This window comes from Flavobacterium arcticum, from assembly GCF_003344925.1.
GTDB lineage: Bacteria > Bacteroidota > Bacteroidia > Flavobacteriales > Flavobacteriaceae > Flavobacterium > Flavobacterium arcticum.
The window spans coordinates 1,266,405-1,278,644 of sequence record NZ_CP031188.1 but is presented as its reverse complement, the minus strand read 5'-3'; the positions used below and the strand labels follow the sequence as shown (position 1 = coordinate 1,278,644).

Annotated in this window: 13 protein-coding genes; 9 read left to right on the top strand and 4 right to left on the bottom strand. The window is 35.6% G+C overall.

The genetic code is table 11. The features are described from left to right. Positions 1-4: 4 nt before the first annotated feature. Entirely contained in the window at positions 5-808 is an 804-nt protein-coding gene (locus DVK85_RS05860) for an SDR family oxidoreductase (RefSeq protein WP_114677544.1), read from the top strand. Positions 809-1,012: 204 nt separating this feature from the next. On the opposite strand, the gene DVK85_RS05855 is transcribed toward DVK85_RS05860, so the two are convergent. Next, complete coding sequence (locus DVK85_RS05855) at positions 1,013-1,675, bottom strand: response regulator (RefSeq protein WP_162845302.1); 663 nt, start codon at positions 1,673-1,675, stop codon at positions 1,013-1,015. Positions 1,676-1,990: 315 nt separating this feature from the next. Here DVK85_RS05855 and DVK85_RS05850 point away from each other — a divergent pair, with 315 nt between their 5' ends. After that, entirely contained in the window at positions 1,991-2,596 is a 606-nt protein-coding gene (locus DVK85_RS05850; protein ID WP_114677542.1) for a hypothetical protein, read from the top strand. Between the two features lie 36 nt (positions 2,597-2,632). Here the strand turns inward: DVK85_RS05850 and DVK85_RS05845 are convergent, their stop codons facing one another. Then, a complete protein-coding gene (locus DVK85_RS05845) occupies positions 2,633-4,696 on the bottom strand; it encodes a M13 family metallopeptidase (RefSeq protein WP_114677541.1) in 2,064 nt (687 codons plus the stop codon). Between the two features lie 166 nt (positions 4,697-4,862). Between DVK85_RS05845 and DVK85_RS05840 the strand changes: the two genes are divergently transcribed. The 4 genes from DVK85_RS05840 to DVK85_RS05825 are packed head-to-tail and all read left to right on the top strand — an operon-like array spanning position 4,863 to position 8,091. After that, the gene (locus DVK85_RS05840; RefSeq protein WP_114677540.1) at positions 4,863-5,555 is read left to right on the top strand and encodes an SCO family protein; all 693 of its coding nucleotides are present in this window, start codon (positions 4,863-4,865) and stop codon (positions 5,553-5,555) included. A gap of 54 nt (positions 5,556-5,609) precedes the next feature. Beyond that, positions 5,610-5,843: a FeoA family protein gene (locus DVK85_RS05835; protein ID WP_114677539.1), complete on the top strand. Its 234-nt coding sequence runs from the start codon at positions 5,610-5,612 to the stop codon at positions 5,841-5,843. Positions 5,844-5,848: 5 nt separating this feature from the next. Beyond that, positions 5,849-7,954: a ferrous iron transport protein B gene (gene feoB / locus DVK85_RS05830; RefSeq protein ID WP_114677538.1), complete on the top strand. Its 2,106-nt coding sequence runs from the start codon at positions 5,849-5,851 to the stop codon at positions 7,952-7,954. A 5-nt stretch (positions 7,955-7,959) separates the two neighbouring features. After that, positions 7,960-8,091 carry a FeoB-associated Cys-rich membrane protein gene (locus DVK85_RS05825; protein WP_114677537.1) on the top strand — a complete coding sequence of 44 codons (132 nt, stop codon included), beginning with the start codon at positions 7,960-7,962 and terminating at the stop codon, positions 8,089-8,091. 31 nt (positions 8,092-8,122) lie between these two features. On the opposite strand, the gene DVK85_RS05820 is transcribed toward DVK85_RS05825, so the two are convergent. Then, positions 8,123-8,947 carry a ZIP family metal transporter gene (locus DVK85_RS05820; RefSeq protein ID WP_114677536.1) on the bottom strand — a complete coding sequence of 275 codons (825 nt, stop codon included), beginning with the start codon at positions 8,945-8,947 and terminating at the stop codon, positions 8,123-8,125. A gap of 7 nt (positions 8,948-8,954) precedes the next feature. Next, the gene (locus tag DVK85_RS05815; protein WP_114677535.1) at positions 8,955-9,608 is read right to left on the bottom strand and encodes a metal-dependent transcriptional regulator; all 654 of its coding nucleotides are present in this window, start codon (positions 9,606-9,608) and stop codon (positions 8,955-8,957) included. Between the two features lie 129 nt (positions 9,609-9,737). Between DVK85_RS05815 and DVK85_RS05810 the strand changes: the two genes are divergently transcribed. The 3 genes from DVK85_RS05810 to DVK85_RS05800 all read left to right on the top strand — a co-directional run bounded on the left by DVK85_RS05810 (position 9,738) and on the right by DVK85_RS05800 (position 12,237). Beyond that, a complete protein-coding gene (locus DVK85_RS05810; RefSeq protein ID WP_114677534.1) occupies positions 9,738-10,874 on the top strand; it encodes a lycopene cyclase family protein in 1,137 nt (378 codons plus the stop codon). A gap of 67 nt (positions 10,875-10,941) precedes the next feature. Beyond that, positions 10,942-11,352 (top strand): BrxA/BrxB family bacilliredoxin, encoded by a 411-nt coding sequence (locus tag DVK85_RS05805; RefSeq protein WP_114677533.1) that lies wholly within the window; start codon positions 10,942-10,944, stop codon positions 11,350-11,352. A gap of 150 nt (positions 11,353-11,502) precedes the next feature. Next, the gene (locus DVK85_RS05800) at positions 11,503-12,237 is read left to right on the top strand and encodes a lysophospholipid acyltransferase family protein (RefSeq protein ID WP_114677532.1); all 735 of its coding nucleotides are present in this window, start codon (positions 11,503-11,505) and stop codon (positions 12,235-12,237) included. Positions 12,238-12,240 lie beyond the last annotated feature (3 nt).

Genomic DNA, 12,240 nt, shown 5'->3' with positions numbered 1-12,240 from the left:
ATACATGGCACAAATATCTATATTGGGTTGTGGCTGGCTCGGACTGCCCTTAGCAAAACAACTTATTGCAAAAGGACATACCGTAAAAGGTAGTACTACTTCTCCCGAAAAAATAGCTGTTTTGCAAAAAGCAGCTATAAAGCCTTATGTAATAACATTACATGAAAATAATATAGAAGGCGATAGTAAAGGTTTTCTTCAAGACAGTAACATACTTATAATTGATATCCCTCCTGGGTTACGCAAAGGGAGCAGCGAAAGTTTTGTTGCCAAAATAAACACGCTCATCCCTATCATGGCAACTTCAAGGATAACTAAAGTATTGTTTATAAGCTCTACTTCTGTTTATGGTGCTGTAAATGGTATTGTTACAGAGGGTACTATACCCAACCCTGAAACCGAAAGCGGGAAGCAGCTTCTAGAAGTAGAAGCTATATTACAAAGCAATACCAATTTTAAAACTACTATAATTCGTTTTGGGGGACTTATAGGCGACGATAGAAATCCTGTAAAATACTTGGCTGGTAAAAAAGATATCAGTAACCCTAGCGCTCCTGTAAACCTCATCCATCGCGATGATTGTATAGGTATTATCATGAAAATAATCGAAAAAAATGTTTGGGGAGATGTTTTTAATGCTGTAACCCCTCATCATCCTACACGCCAGGAATACTATACCGAAAAGGCAAAAGAAAAAAACCTGCCTATACCTTTATTCAGCCGGGAAGAAGTATCAATAACAAAAGTGATAATTGCCGATAGGGTAAAGCAGGTTTTAGAATATAATTTTATAAACACTAATTTATAACTATTATAAAAAAATACTGCCCCGGATAAACGCATTACCAAGAGCAGTATCATAAATTAGCTGGATGTAGTGTAAAATAAAGGAATTTTTATGACTTAAAATTGCGGAAAAACCGCAATTAACATTTTATTAAGAGGTTTTTTCTTTCATAAAAAAGCCTGCTAAATGCAGGCTTCATATTATAACAATTTGGTAACAATGAAATTAAACATAACCTTGGTTACGGGCTTCAGATATCAATTCTTCATCGCCCCCCTCTATATCTAGTAAACGCTTTATTCTATATTTTCGTTTTTCTATACCACTTACAGTAAGTGGTATGTATTTATCTAAGTTTTTATTTTTGATACCTCTTGCTAATAATTTTATAATGCGGATGTCTAAGTCATCTAGTAATATACCAGAACTCAATCGTTTTTGAAAATTCGAAACTGTTTTAGAGTAATAATTACCCCCATCGAGCACTATTTTAAAACCTTCAAGAAGCTCATCGGTAGTACAATCACTTTTGTTAATAAAACCTTCGGGACTTATTGTTTCAAGTATACGCCCCATAATATCGACCTCTTTGTGCATGGTCATCATTACAATTTTGCATTCGGGCATAACTTCGCGCAATAGCATAGCCATATCTCCGCCAGAGTAGAGTTCTCGCTCTGCATAATCGGGAATACTATAATCTACTACGGCAATATCAAAAGGGTCGTTTTTATAACTCTCAATCAATTCATAAGCCGATTTGCAATCAGATGCTTTAATAAAATTTAGATTACCGTGTTCTTCATTCAGAGCTTTAAAAATGGCGTGATACCCCTCTAGAACTACAACATGGTCGTCTATCGCAAGAACATGTAATACCTTTTTCAAGTTGGATTGTATTTATTTTGTGGGTGGACAAAGTTAATTCTTAAATATCTATTATAACTGCGGTTTTTCCGCAATTAACAATTTAGGCATTAGCCTTTATAGGAACTCAAAAGCCCTATAATCAATAGGATAATCTGGTTAGCTCACTACACACATATTAAAAAATTATTGCACCTGAAAATAGTTAAAATTTACAACATAAAATACTTTTTTTAAATAATTATTATTGTTATGTTGACTAAGCATTAAGTTTAACCTACAAACGACAGTAGTGTTAAAAAAAAATAGATCTTAGCAAATTAATTAAATTAAAAAATGAAACTATCTCTCACTGCATTAGTTATATTGTTTTCAACACATATAAATGCACAATTTTATAACGGAAGTATAACCCTTAACGACGGAAAAAAACTAACTGGTCTTATTGAGTTTAATTATGATAATGGCATTAATTATAAGAAGTCAGAGAATGCCGACTTCTCTGCCATATCTTCTGATAAAATTAAATCGGTACAAGCAAATATCAACGACACTAATGAAAGTTTTGTTTTTCTCGACGCTCCCTTCTCTTTAACAAGAATAGATGAGCCCCAAAATATTAAAAAACGGCTTTTTCGCATTATGTCACAAGGAAAGGTTACACTATTAGAATACACTCCATCTACCGCATTAGTGTTATTATATTCAACCGAAATAACGGTTTTATATCTCCAAAAAACTGATGCTGAAATGCCAAAAATGTATGCTTATATACAAAGAGGGGCCGTAATTGGTGCTAGATACAAGCGCAGAGGATTTAAAGAATTTGCTACTGAATATTTCTCCGATTGTCCTACTCTTGTAGAAAAAATAAACAACAAAGATTTTAAAGCTAAACACGCTATTGAGGTTATTGATTATTATAATAATAGTTGTAACTAAAAGAAAAAGCCCTGCAAATTGCAGGGCTTTTTTTGTTTACCATATTTTTACCCGTTCATCAGGTGCGATATACATGCCATCTCCTTTTTTAATATCAAATGCTTTATAAAAGGCATCTACATTTTGAAGTGGTACATAAGCCCTGTACATACCTGGTGAATGCGGATCGGTTTTTACCTGATTTTTTATTGCTTCGTCTCTCATCTTAGTTCTCCATATTGTAGCCCAAGACATAAAGAAACGTTGCTCTGGTGTATAACCATCTATAAGCCCTGGGTTACCGTGCTCTTTAAGATATAGTTGTAACCCATCATAAGCAGCGTTTACACCACCAAGGTCACCAATATTTTCTCCTAGAGTAAATTTACCGTCTACAAAAGTGTTAGGTAGTGGTTGTAACTGACTGTATTGGCTGGCAAGTGCACCACCAAGTCCTGTAAATTTCTCAAGGTCTTCATCGCTCCACCAGTTTACAAGATTACCGTCGGCATTATAACGAGAACCAGAATCGTCAAATCCATGCGATATTTCGTGTCCTATTACAGCACCAATACCTCCATAATTAACTGCTTCGTCAGCCTTATAATCATAAAATGGTGGTTGTAATATTCCTGCAGGAAAAACAATTTCGTTATAGGCAGGGTTAAAATATGCATTCACAATTTGTGGAGCCATGTGCCATTCGTCTTTATCTACTGGCTTATGTAATTTTTCAATATCTTCATTATAACTAAAACGAGCGATGTTCATCATATTTGCAAAAAGATTCCCTCCTGCTTCAGGGCTCTTAATAGTTAATGCCGAATAATCTTTCCATTTATCAGGGTAACCTATTTTTACTCTTAATTTACGTAGCTTTTCTATAGCGTTTTTTCGAGTAGATATTGCCATCCATGGCAATTTGTTAATACGGTTTTCAAAAGCCTGCATTACATTGGCTATCATGCTCTCTGCTTTTTCTTTCGCTTCTGCAGGAAATTTTTCGGCAACATATAGTTTCCCTAATGCTTCGCCTACTGTACCATTTACTGTTTTTAGTGCATTAATATCACGCTTTTCTTCTTTTAGTGCACCACGAAGTGTTTTACTGTAAAACTCCCAGTCAGCAGTCTCAATATCTGTAGTAAGATATCCTGACGCTCTGTTTATTAAAGTCCATTTCATGTAAAATTTCCAGTCTTCTACATTGTTTTCTTTTAATATACTATTTAGGGCAGTCATATACTTAGGTTGCGATACAATAAGTGTATCTACCTTATCAATACCTATAGCTGTAATATATTTACTCCAATCTATAACAGGAGTAAGCTCCTGAAGTTCGGCAACCGTCATTGGGTTATAGCTTTTTCTTCTATCGCGACGCTCTACTCTATCCATTCTTGGTTCTGCCATTGCAGTTTCTAGCGCCAGTATACCTTTAGCTGCTTTTTGTGCTTGTGCATCACTATATCCTAAATATTTTAGCATTCGGGCTACGTGCAACACATACTCTTGTCTTTTTTCTTTAGAGTCTGCATCATCAGACACATAATAATCTCTGTCTGGCAAACCTAAACTACCAGGCCCCATATATACTACATTGCTATTACTATCTTTAGCATCTGCACCTATACCTATACCAAAAAAACCAAGTCCGCCAAGAGGCTCCATTTCTATTAAAAGTGATTGTAAATCTTTTACACTCCCAATCATATCTATTTTAGTTAAATATGGTTTTAGTGGTTCAATCCCTTTTTCATTTCGTGCCACAGTATCCATAATAGAGCGGTACAAGCTTGCTGCCTTACCTTGATCACTATTTGGGTCTAGGCCTTCATTAGCAGCCGCTTTTTTTAATATTGCAAGTGCATCATTATTAGTTTGCTCGCGCAGCTCATCAAAGCTTCCCCAACGGGTTTTATCTCCAGGAATTTCGGTATTGTCTACCCAAGTACCATTTACATAGCGAAAAAAATCTTCGCCTGGAGCTACCGACTTATCCATATACGATAAGTTAATACCTGGTTTCGATTGCTCACTATTATTAGTTTGTGCATTACATACCGTTGCACCAAGCACTATAGCTAAAGATGCAAAAGTTGTTTTTTTGTTTAATTTCATGTTTTCAGTTTTATACCTTGGTTTTACAAAAATATAAAGTTAGCCCAAAAAGCCATTATAAAAGCAAAAAAACTAGTTTTCCGATTGTTTTTTAACGTTGTAAAACCTGCTTTACTTGCATTGTAATCGGTTTTCCTTTCGTAATTTTGCAAAAAACTACCCCAATATGCTTTCTTTTTTCAAAAAATATAAATTTTTCTTCTTGTTCATGGGTGTGCTTTCGGCAGTCATCTTGTACCTGTTTTATGGTGCATTAAAGCCCAAAAAATCACTAAAAATATACAGCCCTGCCGATGTAAACCCAGAGCTGGTAGACACTACAGTACAATATGTAGCGCGTAATCATAAAATAGCCGATTTTGCTTTTACCAATCAAAACGGTAAAACCATTACTCAAAAAGATTATGAGGGAAAGATATATGTCGCTGATTTCTTTTTTACCACGTGCCCTACCATTTGCCCAATAATGACTGACAACATGGTATGGCTACAAGACAAAATTAAAGATAACACGAAAGTAATGCTACTTTCACACTCAGTTACACCAGATATAGACAGTGTACCAGTACTAAAAGCCTATGCCGAAAAAAAAGGAGTTATAGATAGTAAATGGAACTTGGTTACTGGTAATAAAAAAGACATTTATTACATTGCTAGAAAATCTTATCTCGCTGTAAAAACCAGTACATCAAACGAGTTGTATGACATGGTACATACCGAAAATTTTATATTAGTAGATAGTAAAGGTCGAATAAGAGGTTTTTACAACGGAACCAATCTTGATAAAGAAGTAGAGGGCGAAAAAAATGTAACCCAATTACTAGAGGACATCAACTGGTTATCTAACCATGAAAACTAACACTTGTGTGTTAATTTTTTGTAAATTTGTATCTTTAATTATTCTTAATAAACTTTGAAAAACACTCTTGCAGGGCTCAAAAAAGGGCAAAAAGCCATTATAGTCGATTTTAATATCGACCTCATCCCGCTCAAGCTACTTGAAATGGGGTGCCTGCCAGGCAATCTTGTAGAGTTATTGCAGGTCGCACCATTTGGCGACCCCATCTACATCAATGTAAATGATAGTCATGTAGCAATTCGTTTAGAAACTGCTGCTGAAATTGATGTAGAAATTTTAATCGACTAATTTTAATGGCAACCCAAACTATAAAAATTTCTTTAATAGGTAACCCTAACACAGGTAAAACCTCAGTATTTAACCAGCTTACAGGGCTTAACCAACAAGTTGGTAATTACCCTGGTATAACGGTAGAGCGCAAGCAAGGCTCTGCAAAACTAGGTACTGGTATTAAAGGAACAATTATAGACCTACCAGGCACCTATAGCCTGAATGCCAGCTCTATGGACGAGAATGTGGTTATAGAACTGCTGTTAAACCGTAATGATAAAGATTTTCCTGATGTAGCAGTAGTAGTAACTGATGTGGAGAACCTAAAACGTAATCTACTACTTTTTACTCAAATTAAAGATTTAGAAATACCCGCCATACTCGTCATAAATATGGCAGACAGAATGGAGCGCAAAGGTATATCGCTAGACATTCCGTACTTAGAAGAACAACTTAAAACAAAAATTGCCTTAGTAAGCTCTCGTAAAGGAACGGGAATTGACGATCTTAAAGAACTTATTGTTAATTATAAAGATCTTACTACAGAGCCATGCCTTAATGCATCGTCTATAGATCCTGATTATTTTGGTAAACTAAGAAAAGCATTTCCTAACCAATTATTATACAAACTTTGGTTGGTTATTACTCAAGATGTAAACTTTGGGCAACTAGAGCGAAACGAAATAGAAAAAAGTTCGTTTACCAAATCTAAAACAGAACTGAAAAGACTACAACAAAAAGAAACCATAAAACGCTATCAGTTTATAAATGATGTGCTAAAATTTGGGCTTGTTGTAGATGCTACGATAGCAAAAGACCTAAGAGCAAGACTAGACAGGGTATTAACCCATAAAGTATTTGGTTACGTTATTTTCTTTTCGATATTAATGCTCATCTTCCAATCGATATTTGCATGGTCGAGCGTACCAATGGATTTAATAGATGAAGGTTTTACATGGTTAAGCTCCTATGCATCTAAAAATTTACCTGCTGGCAAACTTACAGAGCTAATAGCCGAAGGTATTATTCCCGGTATAGGTGGTGTAGTTATCTTTATACCACAAATAGCCTTCCTGTTTCTATTTATATCAATATTAGAAGAGAGTGGCTATATGAGCCGTGTAGTATTCCTTATGGATAGGATTATGAAACGTTTTGGGCTAAGCGGTAAAAGCGTTGTACCCCTTATATCGGGTACTGCGTGTGCTATACCTGCTATTATGGCCGCTCGTAATATAGAGAACTGGCGCGAAAGACTTATTACTATACTAGTAACACCTTTTACCACCTGCTCTGCAAGGCTGCCTGTATATGCTATCCTTATTGCACTGGTAATACCTAACCGTATGGTTTTTGGTTTCTTTAACCTGCAAGGACTTACGTTAATGTTATTGTATATGCTTGGCTTTGCAAGTGCAATTGTATCAGCAATTATACTTAACAAAGTACTTAAAACTCGCTATAAAAGCTTTTTTGTAGCCGAAATGCCTAACTACAAATTGCCTCTTGCTAAAAACGTAGCGCTTACTGTAATAGAAAAAACAAAAGCATTTGTATATGGTGCAGGTAAAATAATACTGGCACTATCTATTATTATATGGTTTTTAGGCTCACATGGACCGGGTGATGAGTTTGAAAATGCAGAACAAATTATAACTACCCAAATTGGTACAACTAAAATAGACCCCGATAAACTTGATGATAAAATAGCTGCTTACCAGCTAGAGCACTCTTACATCGGTATTATGGGAAAAAGCATAGAGCCTGCTATAAAACCATTAGGTTACGATTGGAAAATTGGTATTGCTATAGTTTCTTCTTTTGCGGCACGTGAGGTATTTGTAGGTACTCTTGCCACCATATACAACATAGGTAGTGGCAGCGATGACGAAGCCACCATTAAAGAACGTATGAAGGCTGAAACTGACCCCGAAACGGGCAAGAAAGTATTCAACTTCGCTTCAGGGTTATCATTATTATTATTTTATGCCTTTGCTATGCAATGTATGAGTACACTTGCTGTTACTAAAAAAGAGACTAATTCTTGGAAATGGCCTATGATACAACTATTTGGCATGAGTACTTTTGCTTATATTGTATCATTGATAGCCTACCAGCTATTAAAATAAAAACTATGTATATACAATCAATAATAGCTTATTTATTAGTAGTAGGAGCAGCAGCTTACCTTGTAAAGAAATTCTTTTTTAAGAAAAAGAAGAAAGCAGCAGCAAACTGTGGCAGTGACGATTGTGGTTGTCATTAATATATAATGTAAATCATAAAAGGGAACTTGCTTAACCCAATGCAACATCTAACGACATCATTACTACAAACCCTCCTATAAAGCCTAAGGTAGCAATATCAGTATTCTTATCGCGCTGCGTTTCGGGTATTACCTCTTCTACTACCACAAAAATCATAGCACCCGCCGCAAAGGCTAAGGCATAAGGTAGTATAGGGGTAAAAAAAGTAACCGCTACCGCGCCTAGCACACCCGCAATAGGCTCTACAAGTGCCGATGCCTGCCCATACATAAAACTTTTACTACGCTTCATGCCCATACGGCGCAATGGCATAGACACTGCAATACCTTCGGGGAAATTTTGAATACCTATACCTATAGCAAGTGTTAAAGCCCCAGCTATAGAAGCCTCTGGTATACCTGCTGCAACACCACCAAAAAGTACACCTACAGCAAGACCTTCGGGTATATTATGTAATGTTATAGCAAGCACCAATAGTGTAGTACGTTGCCAAGGGGTTTTTATACCCTCTTTTTCTGTTTCTTTAAAGTTTATATGAAGGTGTGGTAATGCTTTATCAAGCCCAAACAAAAATAAGGCGCCAAGTATAAAGCCTATAGCAGCGGGCATTACTTTAGTAAAACCTTCACCCGAGCTCATTTCTATAGCAGGAGAAAGTAAGCTCCAGTAACTTGCTGCCACCATTACCCCTCCTGTAAAACCAAGCATACCATCTAGTAATGCCCTGTGCATTGTTTTAAAAAAGAATACTGCCGATGCGCCAAGTGCAGTAACACCCCATGTAAATAATGTAGCATAAAGCGCTGCCAAAACGGGGTCTATCGACTCAAAGTAAGTAACTATAGTTTCAAACATAATTTATTTACAAAGTTTTTACAAAAAGGTTAGCGGCTATTTTGTTTGATACTGTTAGTTGCTTATCGTGTACACGCAAAGTAAGCGACATATCAAAATCTTCTTTAGAAACTATATCAATAGCCGAGCCGAGGGCTATTTGTTGCTTATCGAGGTATTGTAAAAAGGCAGGCGAACTATCTTTTACACCTACACATATCACTTTTTTACCCGCTTCAACTTCTGATAGTAGTTTTTTATCTACTTTCTTTATATTTCCTTCTTTATCAGGTATAGGGTCGCCATGCGGATCTTCGGTAGGAAAATCGAGAAACTCGTCGAGCTTGTCTGTTAATTTATCCGATTTTATATGTTCTAATTGTTCGGCAACATCATGCACTTCATCCCAAGAAAAGTCGAGTTTTTCTAATAAAAACACTTCCCATAAACGGTGTTTACGCACAATCATTAGAGCCGTAAACCTCCCTTTATCTGTAAGCGATACACCTTGATACTTTTTATAGATAACTAAATCTTTCTCGGCAAGCTTTTGCAGCATATCAGTAACCGATGAAGGTTTACTCTCCATTTCATTAGCAATAGCGTTAGTAGCTATACCCTTGCTTGTGGCGGTAGAAAGATGGTAAATTACTTTAAGGTAATTTTCTTCAGAATAGGTCATTAATCATTAAATTGATATACAAATATAGTGATTATTTGATATGGTTAAAATATTTTTTAGGACAGCCTAAATATTATCCTTTTAATACTATATGCTATTTGCTTATTTTTGATTTTCAGGAGTAACGATATGAAACACTTTCACTATATTTTTGCAGGTTCGGGGCTTTCCGCTTTAATGACGGTTTACAGAATGGTCGTTTCAGGAAAGTTTACCGATAAAAGCATATTACTCATAGACCCTGATACCAAAGAAAGTAATGACCGTACCTGGTGTTTTTGGGAAACTGAATCAGGCGAATGGGATAATATAGTAAGTAAGCATTGGGATAGTGCCTTTTTTATTAACACTGCCTTTACTAAAAAAATGATACTTGCCCCTTACCATTATAAAATGATTAAGGGAGCAGATTTTTATAGTCATATAAAAAGTGTAATCAGTAAACAAGCTAACATTACTTTTATACAACAAAGAGTAACTGATTTTACCGATACTCCGCAACACGTTTTAGTAAAAACAGAAACGGAAAGTTATACTTGTAACAAACTGTTTAATAGTATATATAACCCTACATTGCCAGCAGAAAGCAGGTATCCTTTACTGCAACAACATTTTATAGGATGGTTTGTAAAAACCAAGAAACCTGTTTTTAATGCTGATACGGCTACATTTATGGACTTTAGCGTTCCACAAAAAGGCAATACTCGGTTTATGTATGTAATGCCCGTTTCTGAGACAGAGGCATTGGTAGAATATACGCTCTTCTCTCATGACTTGCTACAAACACAAGAATATGAAAGTGCGATACATCAATATCTTGAAAACCTCGATAGTAACGATTATGAAGTTATTGAAAAAGAAAGAGGCAGCATACCTATGACGTGTTACCCCTTTTGGGAAAATAATACTAAGAACATTATTAATATTGGCTCAGCAGGCGGATGGACAAAAGCCAGTACGGGTTATACCTTTAAAAATACAAGTAAAAAATCGCAGAAGCTTATTGCTTTTCTTGAAAATGAAACTGACTTTACCAAATTTCATAAGAAAAATCGTTTTTGGCTGTACGACCTATTATTGCTAGATATTCTGTATAAAAAAAACGAAAAAGGCAGCACTATCTTCTCGGCTATGTTTCGTAATGCCATGCCACAACTCATCTTTAAATTCTTAGATGAAGAAACCACAATATCAGAAGATTTAAAGGTAATATGGGCATGCCCCAAAAGCCTTTTTATAAAAGCATTAGGCAAAAGATTGTTTTAAACCGTAATATTTTTTAGAACAGTATTTCTTCGTAACTTTGCTACATCAAACTTTAATATATAAAGATATGTATCCTGAAGAACTAGTAAAACCAATGCGTGCTGAATTATCAGAAGCAGGTTTTGAAGAATTATATACAGCCGATGCGGTAAAAAATGCTATTAATATTGATGGTACTACACTAGTAGTAGTAAACTCGGTATGTGGATGTGCTGCAAGAAATGCAAGACCAGGCGCAAAAATGAGCCTTGACAACGACAAGAAACCATCTAAAACGGTTACTGTATTTGCTGGTGTAGATAAAGAGGCTGTAGATGCAGCAAGAGAGTCTATGTTCCCTTTCCCTCCATCATCACCATGTATGGCTTTGTTTAAAAACGGAGAATTAGTACACATGCTAGAGCGTCACCATATAGAAGGTCGCCCTGCCGAGATGATCGCAGAAAACTTAAAAGATGCCTATAGTGAGCATTGCTAAGCAATACTAACTACATCTATTATAAAAACCACGCTTATGGCGTGGTTTTTGCATAATTATACTATACACACCACATAATATGCTTGCATAGTAAAAATTTTCAGTATGTTATAAAAAGGTAGTACTTTTACGCGAATTTTTAACCCCTACATGGAAAAGATACTATCATATCCTATATCTGCAATATATTGTATTGCCTACTTGCTGGTGTTACTTATTTTTCATCCGATACAGTGGCTGTGCTTTACTGTTTTTGGTTACCAAGCACATAAAAAAAGTGTCGATTATTTAAACGGAAGTCTTTTAAGTTGTGCTTACATTATTGGTACTCATCATACATTTTACAATTTAGAACGTGTACCAAAAGGAGTCCCACTAATTATAGTAGCTAATCACCAAAGTATGAGCGACATACCGCCAATTATTTGGTTTATGCGAAAATTTCATCCTAAGTTCATTAGCAAAAAAGAATTAGGAAAAGGTATACCAAGTGTGTCTTTCAATTTAAAACATGGTGGCTCAGCACTTATAGATCGCAAAGACCCTAAGCAGGCACTACCAGCAATAAAACAGCTGGCAGAATATATAGAGAAAAATAATCGCTCAGCAGTAATATTTCCCGAAGGAACACGAAGTAAGACAGGAGAACCAAAACGATTCTCTGAAAACGGAATAAAAATACTTTGTAAATATGCCCCATCTGCGTACATTGTACCTTTAAGCATTAATAATTCGTGGAAAATATTTAAATTCGGAAAATATCCATTAGGATTGGGTAATCATTTGACTTTTACAGTACAAGAGCCATTTGCTATAAAAAATATTTCTTTTGCAGAGGTAATGGAACGAACAGAAAGAGAAGTAAAACAAGGAATAAAAAATTAAATA